Below are 19,142 nucleotides of genomic sequence, written 5' to 3'. Positions count from 1 at the left end.
TGAGTGTCCATTCTCCCTTTTCAGTGAAACGAATCACGCCAGGCAGGCGTCCCGCGCGTTGCGAGGTGGTGTATCCCAGGCAATCTCTTGAGATCACTGCTGGGTCAGAACGGCCACCTTCTGGATGCCAGAGCGCTCCAGCGCCGCCATGGCCTTGGCAACGGTGCCGTACTCCACCCCTTCATCCGCCTGCAGCTGTACGGCCTGATCGGGATTCTCGTCATGGGCCTGGACGAGCGCCTGCTCCAGGTCTTCGAAGCTGTACTCCTTTTTGCCAATGAAATAAGCGCCATCGGCATCGACGCTCACGACCATTGGCTCCTTGGTCTCGGGGGGCGCGACCGCCCCTGTCTTGGGCAGGTTGACGTGTACGGCATTGGTCATGAGCGGCGCGGTGACGATGAAAACCACCAGTAGAACGAGCATCACATCGACCAGTGGGGTGACATTCATCTCGCTGAGAACTTCATCGTCGTCGTGACTGGAAAAAGCCATTTCACATTACCTTTTCATGAGCGGATTGAGGCTGATACCGGTGACTCGAGATCACCCCATTGCTGGGGAAGGCGACGGTATTTCGGGTGCGACAGGCCTGGGCGCGCGGCTTTGAAAGGCGTGCTGCTGGGCCAGGCTGTAGAAGTCGTGAGCGAAATCATCCATTAGCGATACGTTGAGTTTCAGCCGGCGCGTGAAGTAGTTGTAGACCAGCACTGCCGGCACCGCGGCGGCGATACCGACCCCCGTCGCGATCAGCGCATGGCCGATGGGGCCGGCCACGGTGTCCAGACCTGCCTCGCCGGTTTCGCCGATGGTGATCAGGGCTTCCATGATGCCCCACACCGTACCGAACAGACCGATGAACGGTGAGGTACTGCCGATACTGGCAAGGATCGCCAGACCGCCTTCCAGAGAGCGGCGTTCGCGCTGGATCTGCTGTCTCAATGTGCGCTCCAGGCGATCGGATCGGTTGATCTTCTGAGCCAGGTCCTGGTTACGGGGAGAGATGTCGCGCCCGGTGATCACGTCGAAACCCGCGCGGGCGATCGATGCCATGGTGCCCGGACGTTTTTCGCTGATCGACTCGCCCTCCTCCATGCTCTTGGCCTCCCAGAAAGCTTTCTGGAAACGCTTGTTTTCGACCCGATTACGAGCGAACTGCAGGCCCTTTATCAGCAGAATCGCCCAGGTCGCGATAGAGAAGACGATCAGCGTCCAGAGCACGCCGGGTACGATCATGGCGGTGATGTCATTGGATTCCATCATGGTGTTTTTCCTTGCTGAAAGTGTTGCATCGTTGTTGTTCGTCAATTGGGCAACTGAAACGCGATGGTCTGCAGCGCCCAGCCCTTGATCGGTGTATCGCCCCGTTTGGCTGGCTTGAACGTCCAGCCGCGAACCGTCTCGACGGCGGCTTCGTCCAGTTCCCGATGACCACTGGATTGAATGACCTGTACCTGACCCGCCGTGCCATCGGGCATGACCAGGATCTTCAATTGCACGTTGCCCTCGTAGCCGCGGCGCAGTGCGAGTGACGGATAGCGTGGCGGCGGGTTGCCCAGGCTCTGCATGCCGGATACGGCAGGTGTGACCTCGTTGCTGGACGCTGCGCTTGCGCTTTCAGTCGGCGGAGAAGGCTGGCTCGGTGTCGATGCAGGCTTCTGGGGCGCTGGCTTGGGCGCGGGTTTCGGTTGTGGCTCGGGCGCGGGCCGAGGCTCCGGCTCGGGCTCTGGTTGCGGCTCGGGCTCGGGCTCGGGCTGCGGTTCGGGCTCGGGTTGTGGCTCAGGCTGAGGTTCCGGTTCCGGTTCCGGTTCCGGTTCCGGTTCCGGTTCCGGTTCCGGTTCCGGTTCCGGCTCAGGCTCCGGTGCCACTTCCTCTTCAGCGGGCGTGACGGCAACGTCATCCACGACCGGCGTCTCCTGAACGGGCGGCGGCGGCGGCGGCGGTGGCGGCTCGGGTGGCGGCGCGCTGGTCAATGAGACGGTCACCTCCGATGCCTGGGATGCCTGATTCGGCAACACTTCAGCGGCAACCAGGGGTTGGCGATTCAATGACCACCAGATCAATCCATGGATAAGCACCGAGATCGCTATCAGGACCAGGACTTCAGGCCGAGATATCGAGTGTCTGTGTTTCGGCGTCACTTCCCCAGCGGGAAGCGCGTTGTCAATCGCGGTCATATTGTCTCGATTGTTCTAGTGACTGCTTGTTGGTGACTCCGCGACAGGAGCCACAATCCCTTGTTGGAAGTTGCAGCAATATATGTGCCAATCGGTGCGAATATGGCCGGGGTGGAAAGCAATATTGCCGCTGGGCGGTGGCGGTGGCACTGAATATTTTATACAAAACCGGCGGTTTCAGTTTTGGCTCAAGTAAACGATTGTTTTATTGGCGAAATGACGTTGGATACCTCAAAGGTTAGGAGTCACATTGATTGAAGAGACACGGGGCGACGTCGTAGATTCCTTAACACCTGTTATGCTGCGGCGAGTGATGTCGAAGAGGTTTGTCCGGCTTTCGAACAACAGGGCTTTTGCCGACCGATTGCATGTGTTTTCTTGCACTCGATAAGTGCGAATTCTGGCGATTCGCACTGCAAAAAAACATGCGTTTCATAAATGATGTGATAGAAAAAACGCATGCCGATCATGGTCATTATGCCCGGTATCTAAAGTAGATACGGTTGCCAGCTTCGATGAACGTAAGCAAAAAAACGCCCTCGATATGAGGGCGTTGATGCGTAGCGGCGGTGTCATCATCCTGGCTGGATCTCTCAATCCGAGCGTCTTCTACCCGCTTGTCAGCCGACCTTGTCGAGAGCGGCTTCGGCTTCATCGATTAGCTTGTTCATCGTGTCAGCGAGTTTGTCGTAGGGCGCCGGCGTTGCAAGGTCCACGCCCGCGTTCTTCAATAACTGATAACCGCTTTGCGCGCCGCCCTGGGAGAGCACGTTGAGATATCTGTCTCGCCACGCCTGGGGATTTTCCTCGAGGCCTTGGGCAAACACCTGTGCCGCCGTGATAGAGGTGGCGTATTGGTAGACGTAGAAGTCGTAGTAGAAATGCGGGATGTAAGCCCACTCGGCGTAGTCCGTCTCGTCGATGTCGGTAATGCCCTGGTCGACGCCGTAGTACTTGCGCAGAATCTCGCCGTACATTTTCGTCAGGCGATCACCGGATAGCTGTTCGCCGTTCTCGGCGGCCTGGTGAATGGCCAACTCGAACTCGGCAAACTGGGCCTGACGGAAGTAGGTTCCGCGAATGGCTTCGAGCGCCTGTCCGATGTAGAAGAGCTTCTCCTCCGGGGTCTTGGCCTGCCGGATCATGCGATCGACCAGTAGCTGTTCGTTGGTCGTGGACGCGACCTCGGCGGTGAAGATCGAGTAGTCCGACGTTGCGTACGGCTGATTCTCCTTAGTCAGCATGCTATGTACGCCATGGCCCCACTCGTGAGCGTAGGTCGATACATCGCCGTAACTGCCATTGAAGTTCATCAGCACGTAGGGGTGAACGTCATAGGCCGAGCCGTTCATGTAGGCGCCGGAGCGTTTGCCTTGACTCGGATAGGCGCTGGTCCAGGCGGCGCTGGTGGCCTGTCCGATCAGCTCGGCGTAATGCGGGCCGAGCGGCGTCGTCGCTTCCCGGGTCAATTCGCGTGCATCATCGAGATCGAATTTTCTGTCGAGTTCGGCCAGTGGTGGGTAGATATCGTAGTAGTGCAACTGATCAACGCCGAGAATGCGCTGGCGCAGTCTGAGATAGCGGTGGAGCGTGTCCAGGTGGGCGTTGGTCGAGTCGATCAGTTGCTGGTAGACCGCCGGCGGAATGTCATCGCGAGACACCGCGGCGGCCATCGCGCTGTCGTAGTGGCGCAGTTTCGCCTCGGTGACATGCTGCTGGACCTGGGCGTTGAGCAGTGAGCCGAATGTGGCGGTGTACTGCTGCCACGCTGGCCAGTAGGCCTCGAACACCCGCCGGCGCACATCGCGATCCTGGGATTCCCGCCACTGGCCATAACCCGCCGCGTCGAGGCGTACACGCTTGCCGTCGATCTCGAGGGTGGGCCACTCGATATCGGAATTCGCCAGCAACGAATAGGGCGTCTCATGGCTCATCACCGGGCCGAGGGCGGCCAGGGCGGTCTCGGTCTGCTCGGAGAGCGTGTGTGGCGCTTCACGAATCACGTTTTCCAGAAAGCGGCGGTGATCCCGAAGCTGCGGATTGGAGAGCCAGCTCGAGAGAGCGCTTCGGTCCATTGCGATCAGCGTCGGACGCAGGTAGCCGATGGCCGAATCGAACCGCGCCATCAGTTGTTCGGCTTGTGCCTGACGCTCCTGCGCCGGACCGTCACGTAGATCCTCGTCGGCCTGGAGGGACGCATAGGTCTGGACGCGGTTGGCGGATTTCTCCACCGAGCGAATGGCATCCAGTGCCTTGGCCAGCGCCTCGGGGCTGTCGGTCAGTGTCGCCTGATAGTCACCGAGGGTCTGGATACGACTATCCACCTCCTTCAGTGCCTGCTGCCAGTCGTCGAGCGAGGCGTAGAGATCGGAGAGATCCCACTCCCCATTTTCGGCGGACGGCGGCAGTGACTGCGCCATCGCGGCTGTGGAAGCCATGACCGATGCGCTGGTCAGGAGTGTGCCGAGGATCAATGACGCGACGGTCTTGTTGGGGATGAATCCGCTGGAAACCACGATGCCCTCTCGAGTCGGTTGTTGTTGTCGATCGCCTTTCTTCGCGCGCTGGGTGGTAACTTCAGGCCGCGACTTCGTTCTCCAGAAACGCCGCTTTCAGCAGCGCCTGGGTATAGGGTTCTCGAGGATTCGAGAAGATCGATTCCACCGAGCCGTGTTCGACGACGCGCCCTTCCTTCATCACCATCACGTCATCGGAGAGTGCGCGAACCACTGAGAGGTCGTGGCTGATGAACAGGTAGGTCAGGCCGTGCTTCTTCTGCAGGTCTCGCAGCAGGTCGATGACCCGGACCTGGACCGAGCGGTCGAGCGCCGAGGTCGGCTCGTCGAGCAGCAGCAGCTCGGGTTTCAGGATCAGCGCACGGGCGATGGCGATGCGCTGGCGCTGGCCGCCGGAGAACTCATGCGGGTAGCGGTTGCGCATGGCCGGATCGAGGGCGACCTCTTCCAGCGCGGCGATCACCTCGGCCTCGCGTTGACGGCGATTCAACTCGGGATGATGAACCTTGAGACCTTCACTGATGATGTCGCCCACGGTCATGCGCGGGGAGAGCGAACCGAAGGGGTCCTGGAACACCACCTGCAGGCGCGAGCGCAGCGGTCGCATGCCGGACTTGTCGAGCCCGGAGATGTCACTCTCCTCGAAGCGGATGTCGCCTTCGGACTTCAGCAGTCGCAGCAGGGCGCGACCCAGCGTCGACTTGCCCGAGCCCGATTCGCCGACGATACCCAGGGTCTCGCCACGGCGGATGGAGAGATCGATCCCGCGTACCGCCTCGAAGTATTCGCTCTTGCCGAACAGGCGCTTCTTCAGCGCGAAACGAACCTTGATGTCCCGTCCGCTCATCAGCACCGGTGCGTCTGCCGGGGCAGGCTCCTTGCGCCCGCGCGGAATCGCGTCGAGCAGCATGCGGGTATAGTCGTGCCGAGGATTGTCGAAGACCTCCAGCGTGGGACCGGTTTCGACCACTTCGCCATACCGCATCACCGCGACGTGATCGGCGAAGTGGCGAACGATGCTCAGATCGTGGGTGATGAACAGGATTGCCATGCCGTATTCGGCCTGCAGCGACTTGAGCAGATCGAGGATCTGCGCCTGCACGGTGACGTCGAGTGCCGTGGTCGGCTCGTCGGCGATCAGCAGTCTGGGTTCGCAGGCCAGCGCCATGGCGATCATCACGCGCTGGCGCTGGCCGCCCGAGAGCTCGTAGGGGTAGCTATCGATCCGGCGTTCCGGTTCGGGGATGCCGACCTGACTCAAGAGTTCCAGGACGCGCTGCCGATTGGCCTGGCCCTTGAGCTGCTTGTGCCGGATCAGCACTTCACCGATCTGCTTGCCGATCCGGTGCAGCGGATTGAGCGAGGTCATCGGCTCCTGGAAGATCATCGAGATGTCGTTGCCGCGCACGCGGCGCATGCGCTTGGGCGTGACCTCCAGCAGGTTCTCACCGTTGAAGCGGATTGCGCCGGTGGTCTCGGCGAGCTCCGGCAGCAGGCGCATGGCGGCGGTGGAGGTGACCGACTTGCCGGAACCGGACTCGCCGACGAGTGCCATCGTCTCACCCTCGGCAATGGCGAAGCTGACCTCCTTGACCGCCGTCACGGGGCCGGTGGGCAGCTGAAACGTCACGCTGAGCTTGTCGATTTCCAGTAGTGATTGCGTCATCGAGTCATCCTCAGCGTGTGCGCGGGTCGAGGGCATCACGCAACCCATCGCCCAGGAAATTGAGACAGAACAGCGTGGCGGCGAGGAAGAACGACGGCACCAGCAGCATCCAGGGGGCACTTTCCATCATGTCCACCCCCTCGGAGATCAGCACGCCCCAACTGGTCAGCGGCTCCTGCACCCCGAGCCCCAGAAACGACAGGAAGCTCTCCAGCAGGATCACCTTGGGCACGGTGAGGGTGACGTAGATGATCACCGGGCCAATGGCGTTGGGAATCAGATGGCGGGTGACGATCTTGGTATCCCGCACACCGAGCGCGTGGGCGGCCTCGATGAACTCGCGGCGTTTCAGCGCCAGGGTCTGGCCGCGCACGATACGGGCCATGTCGAGCCACTCCACCGCGCCAATGGCAGCGTAGATCAGGAAGATGTTGCGGCCGAACACCACCATCAACAGGATCACCAGGAACATGAACGGCAGCGAGTACATGATGTCGACGAAGCGCATCATGACGTTGTCGACGCGGCCGCCCAGATAGCCGGAGATGGCGCCGTAGAGCACCCCGATCACCAGGCTGACGAAGGAGGCGACCAGCGCCACCGAGAGCGAGACGCGGCCGCCATAGAGCACGCGGGTGAGCAGGTCGCGGCCGTTGGCGTCGGTGCCCAGATAGTGGGCACCTTCCAGCGTCGGGCCGGTACCGAAGGCGTTCCAGTCGACCTCGGCCAGGCCCCAGGGCAGGAACCAGGGGCCGGCGACGCAGACCAGCACGATGGCGATCAGCAGGCCCAGACTGGCCATGGCGGCACGGTTCTGGGTGAGGCGCCGCCAGGCATCCTTGGCCAGGCTTTCGCCCACGGGGGCCGCAGCGGCCTCCGGTTCCGGAGCGCGGGGCGGGTTGGGGCCGCCGGCGGGCAGCGGGGCGCCATCCCGCCGTTCGCCGCTGTAGGGCTTGGAATCAGACGTCATTGGCGGCCTCCCCGGTGGCACGAATGAATGGAGTTGAGGCTCGGTCGTTGGTCATGAGGCGGTCACTGTTCATGAGTCAGTCGTCGTAGCGAATTTGGGGATCGAGCGCGGAGTAGAGCAGGTCGACGATCAGGTTCATCAGCACGATCAGCACGCCGTAGAAGACCACGGTGCCCATCACCAGGGTGTAATCACGGTTGAGCGCGCCCTGGACGAAGTAGCGGCCGATCCCCGGGATGCCGAAGATCTGCTCGATCACCACCGACCCGGTGATGATCCCGGCGATGGCCGGGCCGAGGTAGGACATCACCGGTAGCAGGGCGGGGCGAAGCGCGTGGCGCCAGATCACTTCACCCTCGTTGAGACCCTTGGCCCGTGCGGTGCGAATGAAGTGGCTGCCCAGCACCTCGATCATGCTGGCGCGCATCATCCGGGCGATATAGGCGATCTGCTGGATCGACAGCGCCACCACCGGCAGGACCAGGTTGGGCAGGGCGCCACCGTTCCAGCCCCCGGCCGGCAGCCAGCCCAGCAGCACGCCGAACACCAGGGCGAAGATCGGCGCGATCACGAAGTTGGGAACGGCGATACCGGTCAGCGCCGTGCCCATCACCAGGTAGTCCACGGTGGAGTTGCGCTTGATCGCCGCCGCGATCCCCAGCGGCAGCCCGATCATCAGCGCCAGCAGTATCGCCAGCCCGCCGATCTCCAGGCTGACCGGAAAACCCTGCATGATCAGCTCGGTGACCGAGAAGTCCTTGTACTTGAACGACGGCCCGAAATCGCCCTGGAGCAGATTGCCCATGTAGCGCAGATACTGCATCGGCAGCGGTTCGTCGAGATGGTAGGCGGCCATCAGGTTGGCTTCGATCTCCGGCGGCAGCTGGCGCTCGCCGTCGAATGGGCCGCCGGGCGCCACACGCATCAGGAAGAACGAGATCGTGATCACGATCAGCAGCGTGGGAATCGCCTGCAGCAGGCGCTTGAGGGTGTAGATCAGCATGTATTGCGGTCTCTTCTCGGCTTGGCTGCGGTCATGCGTAATTCACTCGTCGGCATCGTCATTAAGTGGGGTCATTCGGGATCTTCGAAGTGCATCCAGCGGCTCAGATGATCGTCCATCGGGCTCTCCTTCCAGCCGGAGAGCGAGGGCGAGACCAGTGCCGGTCGAATGTAGAAATAGAGCGGCAACATGGCGTAGTCGTCCAGCAGAATGCCCTCCGCGTCGGCCATGAGCCGCGCGCGCTCGTCCGGATCCAACTCGTTCGAGGCGCGCTCCATCATGGCGTCGTAGGCGGCGTTGCTATAGCCGGAGTGATTGTTGGGCACGCCGGTGCGGAACAGATCCAGAAAGTTGCTGGCGTCGTTATAGTCGGCGTTCCACGGCGCCATGCCGATCTGGAAGTCGCCCTGGCGCAATTTCGAGTAGTAGACGGCGGCGTCGCTGTTGGTGAGCGTGACCTCGACCCCGAGCGGCTTCCACATCGCGGCCATGGCAACCGGGATACGCTTGGTGTCCTGATTGGTGATGTAGTCGATCGTCAGATGCAGGGGGTGATCGGGGCCGTAGCCGGCGTCCTGCATGAGCGCTTTCGCTTGGGCGAGCCGCTCAGCCATCGGTTCCCGGGCAAAGTCGAACTCGGGACCGTCATAATGGCTGATCGCGGTGGGCACCAGGCTGTAGGCGAGGGGCTGATTGAGCTTGGTGATTTGCGTCGTGATGATGTCACGACGAACGGCAAGGTTGAGCGCCTCGCGAATACGGGGATCATCGAGCACGCTGCCCGGGCGCTGGTTGAACGCAAAATAGAACGTCGCCAGCGTTGGGGTTTCATGCAGCGCGTCGGGCAGATTCTCGCGTGCCCACTCGATACGATCGGTCGGCACACTGCTGGTCATGTCGACCTCGCCGGCACGAAAGCGATTGAGGGCGGCGCGACCATCGTCAATGGGCAGAAACTGGACCTCGTCGAGCGCGACATTGGCGGCATCGTGGAAGTCGGGGTTCTTCACTGCGGCGATGTGGTCGTGGGAGACCCACTCGGTCAGTTCGAAAGCGCCGTTGGAGATCATGTGACCGGGCTTGGTCCAGTCGCTGCCGTACTGCTCTATGGCGGTGCGTGGCACCGGATAGGTCGATGCGTGGCTCAGCATCTCCAGGAAATAGCCCGTGGGGCGGGCCAGCGTGACGCTCAGCGTACGGTCATCGCTGGCCTCGACGCCCAGCGCATCGGCTGGTTGTTCGCCCTGGTTATAGGCACGGGCGTTGAGGATCGGATAGAGCATGTAGGCGTAGGGGGCGGCGAGTTCCGGGCTGAGGATTCGACGCCAGGCATAGACGAAGTCGTCGGCGGTCAGCGGCGTTCCGTCCGACCATTTTGCATCGCCACGCAAATGGAAGGTGTAGTGCAGCCCGTCGTCGGAGATGTCCCAGAACTCGGCGACGCCCGGGATCGAGCCGCCATCCGCATCTCGCGTGAGCAATCCCTCGAACAGATCCGAGATGATGGCTGACTCCCAGGTCCCGGTCATCAGCTGCGGGTCCAACGACGAGGGTTCGGCCCCATTGGCGCGGCGCAGGACCTGCTTGCCTCCCTCGATATCGGCCACTGCCATCGGCGGCATCAGTGTGAACATCGCGCAGCTCGCGATGACGAGCAGTTTTCTGACTGTTGTTTTCGTCATGCCTGATTCCGCCCTCGCTCCAGCGGTCTCTCTTGTTGTTGTCATGAGTGCCTCTTCGCCAACGCCCTCGGGTATGGGTCTCAGTTCCCCTGCGGCAGCGAAAGCCAGCGCGACAGGTGCCGGTTGAGCGCGTTGTCTTCCCAGCCATCCAGCTTGGGGTTGACCAGGTTGCGCGAGACGTCGACGTAGATCGGTGCCACCGCATAGTCGGAAAGCGCCTGCCGCTCCGCCTGCTGCAGCAGCTGCTGGCGAGCGTCTTCGTCGGTCTCGCGGCTGGCTTTGGCCATCAGTTCGTCGAACGCCGGGCTGCGATAGCCGCCGTAGTTCTTGGGCGAGTCGCTCTGCAGGATGCCGAGGAAGTTGCTGGCGTCGTCGAAATCCGCGACCCAACTGCCACGACCGACATCGAAGTTGCCGTTGGCGAGCTCGGCGTAGTGGACCGCGCCCTCGGCATTGATCAGTTGCGTCTCGACCCCGAGCGGCTGCCACATTGCCGCCAGCGCCACGGCGATGCGCTTGTTGGCCTCGGTGGTGGAGTAGCGCAGCGTCAATTCCAGCGGATGGCCCGGGCCGTAGCCGGAGTCTTCGAGCAGGCTCCTGGCCTCGGCAATCCGCTCATCCATCGGCCGAGCCAGGCCGGGCATGGTCTGGGCGTCGTAGTGGCTGACGCCGCCGGGGACGAAACCGCTGGCCGGGGCGACGACACCGCCCATGATCTTGTCGGCGATCACGTCGCGGCGGATTGCCAGATTGAGCGCTTCGCGCACGCGCTTGTCGGCCGTCGGATGGCCGTCGCGCTGGTTGAGCGCGAAGTAGTAGTTGGCCAGCTGCGGTGCGAGGTGGACGGCGTCGGGGAGGTTCTCCTGCAGCCACTGGTAGCGGTCCGGCGAGAAATCGCGAACGATGTCGAGACCGCCGGCGCGGAAGCGTTGCAGACCGGCGCTGCGATCCTCGACCGGATAGTAGTCGACCCCATCGAGGGCGACGTCGTCGGCGTCGTGGAATTCGGGGTTCTTGCGCGCCGCGATGTGATCGTGGGAGGTCCAGCGTGTCGGGGTGAAGGCGCCGTTGGTCGCGATGTGATCCATCTGGGTCCAGTCGTTGCCGAAGCGCTTGATCAGGTGCGAAGGCACCGGCGACGCGGCGATATGCGCCAGCAGCGTCGGGAAGTAGGGCGTCGGCTGGTTCAGGGTGATCTTCAAGGTCTTGGCGTCGACCGATTCGACGCCGAGTTCGGGGGCGTCCTGCTCGCCCTTGGTATGCGCTTCGGCGCCGCGAATCGGGTAGAACAGGCTGGCGTAGACGGCGCCGTTGGCCGGATCGAACAGACGCTGGAAGGCGAGTACGAAGTCCCTGGCGACCACGGGCTCACCGTCCGACCAGTTGGCGTCGTCGCGCAGCTCGAAGGTGTAGACGGTACCGTCGTCGCTGACGTCCCAGCCGCTGGCGGCGCCGGGAATGTACTCGCCGGCGGGGTCCAGGGTGACCAGGCCCTCGAACAGATCGCCGAGGACGTCGTTCTCCCAGGTGGTACCCCCGATCCGGGCGGTATCCAGTGACGCCGGCTCACCCTGGATGCCGATACTCAGCGTCGCGGCCTGGGCGGTGGCGACGCCCCCCGACGCGATCAGGCCCGCGGCCATCAGCAAGGGGAGGCCGAGCCGAACGAATCGTCGGCGCGCGCTTTGGTGGGGCTGTTTACGCATGATCGAGTCCATCCGTTGTTGAGCATTTGTTATGGCCGGGGCTGCTGGCGTATTCGCCGGTTCTGGCGACCCCGTCTCGATCTTAAGTCTTCAGGTTCCTGCTGGAATAGTTCCCGCTGGAATCGCCGTTCCCGGATCGCCCGGGTCGAGATAGCGACGCACGGCGCAGAGCTGCGTTTCGTAGCGACTGCCCGAAAGTCGGCGACATTCGATTCGGGCATTGTTGGTCGGCGCGTGCAGCATGCGGTCATCGCCGAGATAGAGCGCCACGTGATCGACTACCAGCCGGCCCGTGTCGTTGGGCTTCTCGAAGAACAGCAGATCGCCCGCCTGGCGCTCGTCCGGCGCCACCGGAAGCCCTGTCTCGACCTGGTCGTGGGCGTCCCGAGGCAGACGAATGCCGATGGCGGCGAACAGGCTGTGAACGAGCCCCGAGCAGTCGTAGCCGAAGCTCGAGTTGCCGGCCCAGAGATAGCGCAGACCGTCGAAGCGCCGCCCCAGCGTTTCCAGCGTCGCGGCAGTCGACGGCAGGCTCTCGCCCGGCAACTGGACACTGTCGCGCGGCAGCCAGCCGCGTCCCAGCGATGTCTCCACCCAGACGCGAGACGCTCTCCGGTCAGCGACTTCCGTCACCGGGTCGGCCAGTTTCAGCCGAGTCAGAAAACTCAGTTTCAGCGAGCGTCCCTGGGATAGACCCTGCAGCCAGGCGATGGGAGCCATCACCACCACCGACTCGGCATCGGCCGGACAGCCCTCAGCCTCGACGAGCTGCGCCGCCGGTATCCAGCCGGGGTAGCCGCGCTCGTCCAACGAGGACCGCTGGCTCGGGATCACCACGCGACACCAGTCGTTGTCGTGGCCATCACGATAGCGCTCGAGTATCTCGACCGGCGTGTCCAGCAGTACCTGAGTGGCGAGCCGCTTCTCCTTGCACAGCGCCAGACGGGTCTCGTCGTCCAGTCGGGAGAGCCAGCGTTCGAGCTGTGCCGGGTTGCCCAGCGCCGGGACGTCGATGGCCCGGGGCGCTTCGGGGGAGGTCCACAATCCCGCCACGGCGACGGCGACACAAGTCATGTCGATGCTCCTGGATGACTCATGCCGGCGCCCCCGCAAGACAGCTCAAGCCGTTACTCGGTGAAGTGAACCCAGCGGGACGGATGATCGTCCTCGACGTTGTCCTCCCAGCCCTCGATCTTCGGATTCACCAGGTTGCGGGTGACGTAGGTCAGCATGGGGATGAACGCGTAGTCGTCCAGCGCCACGTTCTCCGCCTTCTCGAGCAGCTTCTCGCGGGCATCCAGATCCTGGGTCTGGGCAGCCTGATCCATCAGCTTGTCATACTCCGGGTTGGAGTAGGCGCCGTAGTTGTTGCCGACCCCGGTGTGCAGCAGAGTGAGGAAGTTCTCGGCGTCGTTGTAGTCGGCGATCCAGCCGGCCCGGGCGACGTCGAAATCACCCTGCTGAATGGTCTGGTAGTGAACGGTGGCTTCGGAGTTGATCATCTGGACGTTGACGCCCAGCGGCTTCCACATCGCGGCCACGGCGATGGCGATCTTCTTGTGCTCGTCGCTGGTGTTGTAGCGCAGGCGCAGATTCAACGGATGGTCGGGGCCATAGCCCGCTTCCTGCAGCAGCTCCTTGGCCTTGGCCATGCGCGCGTTCATATCGTCGCTGCCCAGATCCATATGCTGGGCTTCGTAGTGGCTGGTACCGGGCGGGACCATGGCGGTGGAGGCCTTGAAGCTGCCGGCCATGATCTGCTCGGAGAGCACGTTGCGACGAATCGCCAGATTGAGCGCCTCGCGTACCCGCTTGTCGTTCGTCGGGTGCCCGTCGCGCTGGTTGAGCACGTAGTAGTAGGAACCCAGCATCGGGCTCATGTGGGTGGCGTCGGGGAGGTTCTCGGTCAGCCACTGGTAACGGCTGGAGGGGTAATCGCGCAGCACGTCAAGCTCGCCGGCGCGAAAGCGCGAGATGCCAGCGTTGCGGTCTTCGACGGTGAAGTAGTTGACGCCATCCAGGGAGACATCGTCGGCATCGTAGTAGGTCGAGCTCTTCTCGACGCTGATCTTCGACTGCGAGATCCAGTCCACCGGCTTGAATGCGCCGTTGGTGGCGATATGGTCCAGCTTGACCCAGTTCTTGCCGTACTCGTCGACCAGGTGCTTGGGCACCGGGTAGGCAGTGTAGTGGGTCAGCAACTGTGGAAAGTAGGGCGTGGGATGGTTGAGGGTGACCTTGAGCGTCTTGCCGTCGTCGAGAGATTCCGCCCCCAGCGTGTCGGCGGCCTTGTCGCCGGTGTTGATCGCCTTCGCATTGACGATCGGATAGAGCATGTAGGCGTACTTGGAAGCGTTCTCCGGCGCCAGCAGGTGCTGCCAGCCGAACACGAAGTCCTCGGCGGTGACCGGCTCGCCGTCGGACCACTTCGCATCTTCCCGCATGTGGAAGGTGTAGGTCTTGCCGTCGTCGGAGACTTCCCACTCGGTGGCCATGCCCGGCAGCAATTCACCATCGGGAGACTGCTTGATAAGGCCCTCATAGACGTCCATCAGCACCTGGGATTCCCACACGCCGCCGGAGACCTGGGAGGTATCGAAAGAGGCGAGCTCGCCCTGGACACCGATACTGAGGGTCTCGGCCAGCGCCGGCGATGCCATCAGCGAGGTGGCCAGCGCCAGGGCACTCAGGGGAAACAGGGTGCGGGGGAGTTGCAGCTTCGACATCTTTGAAAAGCTCCGACTTGTTGTTGTGAAGATCCGTTGTGAAAGGCTCGCTGTAGGGCGATCGCCGCGAGCGTGCCATCAGTGAATCGGCCAATGGCCATCCCGGGGATCGATGCGACACCTTCGCGCGAACCTCATGATCCGTCTAATTCAAATGCTCGATAGTCCGTTTCATCTCATGCATATAGGTGCGCGAGGGCGGCAGTGACGCCGCCTCCGTTGTGATTTCGGTCACAGCTAGACGTTGGTCTAGTCACTCCGGCAGCTCGATCCAGCGCGAGGCGTGCATGTCCAGCGCGTTGTCGTTCCATCCCTCGATTTCGGGATTGACCAGATTGCGCGAGCTGTAGGTATAGATCGGCGTCAGAGGATAGTCGGCCAGCGCCAGTGCCTCGGCCTGCTGCATCAGCTGCGCCCGCTTGCCCGGGTCCTGCTCGGCGTCCGACTGGCTGACCAGTTGGTTGTAGTCGTCGTTCTGGTAAGCACCGTAGTTGTTGGTCTCCGCCGACAGCAGCTGGAGGAAGTTCTGGGCGTCGTCGTAGCTGGAGATCCAGGCGGCGCGGGCAACCTGGAAATCGCCTTCCATCAGATCGGCGTAGTGGACGTTGGCTTCGGTGTTTCTGAGTTCGACGTCGACCCCCAGCGGCTTCCACATCGCGGCGACGGCGACGGCGATCTGACGGTGTTCGTCGCCACTGTTGAACCGCAGGGTCAGCTCGAGCGGCTTGTCCGGGCCGTAGCCGGCCTCTTCCATCAGCGATTTGGCCTTGGCCAGGCGGCTGTCCATGTCGTCATCGAGCCCGGGCTGGGACTGGGCCTCGTAGTCGCTGGTTCCCGGCGGTACCAGCGAGGTGGCTGGCTCGACGCCGCCTTTCAGCAGTTGCTTGGCGATGACGTCGCGGCGAATCGCCAGGCTCAGCGCCTCGCGGACGCGCTTGTCCGCCACCGGCGAGCCGTCGCGCAGGTTGAATACGTAGTAGTAGGTGCCCAGCGACGGGAACAGGTGGGTGGCATCGGGCAGGTTTTCGGAGAGGCGCGGATACTGCGCCGCCGGATAGTCACGCAGGATATCCAGCTCGCCGGCACGAAAGCGCTGGATGCCGGCGTTCTTGTCCTCCAGCGGGTAGTAGTCGACGCCGTCCAGGCTGACGTTGTCGGCATCATGGAAGTGATCGTTCTTGACCGTCTCCAGCTCGGTGTTGGAGACCCACTTCACCGGCTTGAAGGCGCCGTTGACCGCGATGTGGGAGGGGTCGCTCCAGTCGTTGCCGAACTCATCCACCACATGCTTGGGGATCGGGTAGGCGAACGGCAGCACCAGTGTCTTGAGGAAATAGACGGTGGGGGCGTTGAGGGTGATCTTGAGCGTCTTGCCGTCGTCCAGGGATTCGACCCCCAGCGAATCGAGCGGCTTGCTGCCGGCGTTGATCGCCTGGGCATTGACCACCGGATAGAGGCGGTGGGCGTAGTTGGAAGCGGTCTTGGGATCGACCTGGTGGCGGTAGGCGTAGACGAAATCGTCGGCGGTCAGCGGCTCGCCGTCGGACCATTCGAGGCCGTCGCGCAGATGAAAGATGTAGGTCTTGCCATCGTCGGAGATCTCCCAGCGTTCGGCGGCGCCGGGGATGATCCGGCCGTCGGCATCGATGGCGATCGGGCCCTCGAAGATGTCCCGCAGCACATCCTCTTCCCACACGCCACCGGTGATCTTGGCCGGGCTCAGCGATGCGGGATCGCCGGAGATGCCCATGTGCAGTGTGGCTGCCTGGATGGGCAGGGCGCTCAGGGTGGCTGCGAAACCGATGGCGGCTGCCAGGCGAGTCGGTGATATCAAAGTGGGATCCCTCGAACGGTAATGGATGATCAGGTTTTTATTCTTTCCACCTTAGCGCATCGTCTCGATTCGCACAGCGTGAGACGGTCGACGGCGGGATGACGCTATGCCGGGGTTTGGCTACAATAGGCGTCCTTTTTTCGACGAGTCGACCACCCCCGTGTTCCGGGAAGGTTCGGCGCGTCGGTGGCGACGTTGGCAGGAGCCCCATGCAAGAGATCAATCCGATCAATAACCTCATCAAGGACCTGTCCGAACGGACAGACGTCCTGAGGGGGTATCTTTGACTATGCCGAGAAGAAAGACCGGCTAGAAGAAGTCTCCCGAGAGCTGGAAAACCCGGACGTCTGGAACGATCCCGACTACGCCCAGAAGCTGGGCAAGGAGCGGGCGTCGCTGGAAGCCGTGGTCGAGACCATCGACACCCTCGATAGCGGTCTGACCGACAACCGCGAGCTGCTCGAGCTGGCGGTGATGGAAGAAGACGACGCCACGATCGATGAGGTTCGCAAGGAACTGTCGTATCTCGAGGGACAGCTCGACAAGCTGGAGTTCCGGCGCATGTTCTCCGGCGAGATGGACGAGAACAACGCCTATCTCGACATCCAGGCCGGCTCCGGCGGCACCGAGGCGCAGGACTGGGCCAACATGCTGCTGCGCATGTACCTGCGCTGGGCCGAGCACCACGGCTTCAAGGCCGAGTTGACCGAGGTCTCCGCCGGCGAGGTCGCGGGCATCAAGTCCGCCACCATCCACGTCCAGGGCGAGTACGCGTTCGGCTGGCTCAGGACCGAGACCGGTGTCCATCGGCTGGTTCGCAAGAGTCCGTTCGACTCCGGCGGCCGGCGGCACACCTCTTTCGCGTCGGTGTTCCTCTCTCCGGAGGTGGACGACAGTTTCGAGGTCGAGATCAACCCGGCCGATCTGCGCACCGACACCTATCGCTCCTCCGGCGCCGGCGGCCAGCACGTCAACACCACCGATTCGGCGGTGCGAATCACCCACGAGCCGACGGGTATCGTGGTGGCCTGCCAGAGCCAGCGCAGCCAGCACGCCAACCGCGACTTTGCCATGAAGCAGTTGAAGGCGAAGCTGTGGGAGCACGAGATGCAGAAGCGCAACGCCGCCAAGCAGCAGGCCGAGGAGAGCAAGGCCGACATCGGCTGGGGCAGCCAGATTCGCTCCTACGTCCTGGATGACCAACGGATCAAGGACCTGCGCACCGGCGTGCAGAGCAGCAACTGCGACAAGGTGCTCGACGGCGATCTGGANNCACGAGCCACGAGCGTATTGTTTTGGCTGAGACTTGCATTCGCGGCTCGCGGCTCGCGGCTCGCGGCTTTATTTCAATTTTCGACAGGCGACGACATGGCGAACCAGGACAACCCGCAATCTCCTTCCGATGCACAGCATGAAGCCCAGGAAGAAAATCGGCTGATCGCGGAGCGCCGTGGCAAGCTGGCGGCCCGCCGCGAACGTGCGGCGGAGCAGGGCGGCAGCGCTTTCCCCAACGATTTCCGACGCGACAGTCTGGCGGCGGACCTGCAGGCGGAGCTGGGCGACAAGGAGAAGCCCGAGCTCGAGGCGCTCGACCGCCAGGCTGCCGTTGCCGGCCGCATCATGCGCAAGCGGGGGCCGTTCGTGGTGATCCAGGACGCTTCCGGCCAGATCCAGTTCTACGTCGACAAGAAGGGGCTCCCCGCCGAGTTGCTGGAAGACATCCAGAGCTGGGATATCGGCGATATCGTTGCCGGCCGCGGCCCGGTGCACAAGTCCGGCAAGGGCGATCTCTACGTGATGCTGATCGAGGCGAAGCTGCTGACCAAGAGTCTGCGTCCGCTGCCGGACAAGTTTCACGGCCTGACCGATCTGGAAGCGCGCTATCGCCAGCGCTACGTCGACCTGATCATGAACCCGCAGTCGCGTCGGGTATTCGAGGTGCGCTCCGGCGTCATCGCCGCGATCCGTCGGTTCATGGTGGAGCGGGGCTTCATGGAGGTCGAGACGCCGATGCTGCAGCCGATCCCTGGCGGCGCCACGGCGCGACCGTTCACCACGCACCACAATGCGCTGGATATCGACATGTATCTGCGCATCGCACCGGAGCTCTATCTCAAGCGGCTGGTCGTCGGCGGCTTCGAGCGGGTGTTCGAGATCAATCGCAACTTCCGCAACGAAGGCCTGTCGACGCGGCACAACCCCGAATTCACGATGCTCGAGTTCTACTGGGCCTATGCCGACTATCGTGATCTGCTCGACTTGACCGAGGCGATGATCCGCGACGCGGCCGAGCAGGTGCTGGGCACGACCACCGTTACTTACCAGGGCACCGACTACGACCTGGGACAGCCGTTCCGCCGCCTGACCCTGCGTCAGTCGATTCTGGAGCATGGGGACGGGCTGGGCGAAGCGGATATCGATACCCTCGAGGCCGCCAGGGCGACCTGCGAGCGTCTGGGTATCGCGACCAAACCGAGCTGGGGTCTTGGCAAGCTGCAGACCGAGATCTTCGAGGAGGTTGCCGAAGCCAAGCTCGATCAGCCCACCTTCATCACCGAGTATCCGGCCGAGGTCAGCCCGCTGGCGCGACGCAACGATACCAATCCCCATGTCACCGACCGGTTCGAGTTCTTCGTCGGCGGGCGCGAGATCGCCAACGGCTTCTCCGAGCTGAACGACGCCGAGGATCAGGCCGAGCGCTTCGCCGCCCAGGCCGCCGAGAAGGACGCCGGCGACCTCGAGGCGATGTATTACGACGCCGACTACGTGCGTGCGCTGGAGTACGGCATGCCGCCCACCGCCGGCGAGGGTATCGGCATCGACCGGCTGGTGATGCTGCTGACCGACAGCCCCTCGATCCGC

General features: G+C 63.0%; 13 protein-coding genes and 1 pseudogene. 2 read left to right on the top strand and 12 right to left on the bottom strand.

Translation table 11 applies throughout. From position 1 onward, the window contains the following. Positions 1-93: 93 nt before the first annotated feature. The 12 genes from DOM45_RS01935 to DOM45_RS01880 form a co-directional block, all read right to left on the bottom strand. A complete protein-coding gene (locus tag DOM45_RS01935; RefSeq protein WP_110597845.1) occupies positions 94-495 on the bottom strand; it encodes an ExbD/TolR family protein in 402 nt (133 codons plus the stop codon). 51 nt (positions 496-546) lie between these two features. Next, on the bottom strand, positions 547-1,263 hold the full coding sequence (locus tag DOM45_RS01930) for a MotA/TolQ/ExbB proton channel family protein (protein ID WP_205909375.1): 717 nt from the start codon (positions 1,261-1,263) through the stop codon (positions 547-549). Positions 1,264-1,304: 41 nt separating this feature from the next. Next, a complete protein-coding gene (locus DOM45_RS01925; RefSeq protein WP_205909374.1) occupies positions 1,305-1,904 on the bottom strand; it encodes an energy transducer TonB in 600 nt (199 codons plus the stop codon). 893 nt (positions 1,905-2,797) lie between these two features. Then, positions 2,798-4,693 carry an oligoendopeptidase F gene (gene pepF / locus DOM45_RS01920; protein WP_110597843.1) on the bottom strand — a complete coding sequence of 632 codons (1,896 nt, stop codon included), beginning with the start codon at positions 4,691-4,693 and terminating at the stop codon, positions 2,798-2,800. 61 nt (positions 4,694-4,754) lie between these two features. Next, positions 4,755-6,359 (bottom strand): ABC transporter ATP-binding protein, encoded by a 1,605-nt coding sequence (locus DOM45_RS01915; RefSeq protein ID WP_110597842.1) that lies wholly within the window; start codon positions 6,357-6,359, stop codon positions 4,755-4,757. Between the two features lie 10 nt (positions 6,360-6,369). Further along, positions 6,370-7,329, bottom strand: coding sequence for an ABC transporter permease (locus DOM45_RS01910; RefSeq protein WP_110597841.1), 960 nt, complete (start codon positions 7,327-7,329; stop codon positions 6,370-6,372). A 76-nt stretch (positions 7,330-7,405) separates the two neighbouring features. Continuing rightward, positions 7,406-8,332, bottom strand: coding sequence for an oligopeptide ABC transporter permease OppB (oppB, locus tag DOM45_RS01905; RefSeq protein WP_110597840.1), 927 nt, complete (start codon positions 8,330-8,332; stop codon positions 7,406-7,408). Between the two features lie 71 nt (positions 8,333-8,403). Beyond that, positions 8,404-10,014, bottom strand: coding sequence for a peptide ABC transporter substrate-binding protein (locus DOM45_RS01900; protein WP_157958327.1), 1,611 nt, complete (start codon positions 10,012-10,014; stop codon positions 8,404-8,406). 80 nt (positions 10,015-10,094) lie between these two features. Continuing rightward, positions 10,095-11,720 (bottom strand): peptide ABC transporter substrate-binding protein, encoded by a 1,626-nt coding sequence (locus tag DOM45_RS01895; RefSeq protein WP_240612259.1) that lies wholly within the window; start codon positions 11,718-11,720, stop codon positions 10,095-10,097. Between the two features lie 90 nt (positions 11,721-11,810). Then, positions 11,811-12,794 carry a C40 family peptidase gene (locus DOM45_RS01890; RefSeq protein ID WP_110597837.1) on the bottom strand — a complete coding sequence of 328 codons (984 nt, stop codon included), beginning with the start codon at positions 12,792-12,794 and terminating at the stop codon, positions 11,811-11,813. A gap of 53 nt (positions 12,795-12,847) precedes the next feature. Next, entirely contained in the window at positions 12,848-14,446 is a 1,599-nt protein-coding gene (locus DOM45_RS01885; protein WP_110597836.1) for a peptide ABC transporter substrate-binding protein, read from the bottom strand. A 253-nt stretch (positions 14,447-14,699) separates the two neighbouring features. After that, on the bottom strand, positions 14,700-16,280 hold the full coding sequence (locus DOM45_RS01880) for a peptide ABC transporter substrate-binding protein (RefSeq protein ID WP_240612258.1): 1,581 nt from the start codon (positions 16,278-16,280) through the stop codon (positions 14,700-14,702). Between the two features lie 209 nt (positions 16,281-16,489). Here DOM45_RS01880 and prfB point away from each other — a divergent pair. Then, a pseudogene (gene prfB, locus DOM45_RS01875) lies at positions 16,490-17,549 on the top strand (peptide chain release factor 2); the annotation flags it as partial. 99 nt (positions 17,550-17,648) lie between these two features. Further along, positions 17,649-19,142: lysine--tRNA ligase (gene lysS, locus DOM45_RS01870; RefSeq protein ID WP_110598173.1), on the top strand; the 1,494-nt coding region annotated here is incomplete at its 3' end.

Source organism: Salinicola lusitanus (genome assembly GCF_003206045.1).
Lineage (GTDB): Bacteria > Pseudomonadota > Gammaproteobacteria > Pseudomonadales > Halomonadaceae > Salinicola > Salinicola lusitanus.
Note: the sequence above shows the minus strand (reverse complement) of the source record. Positions and strands in the feature narration are given on the sequence as shown.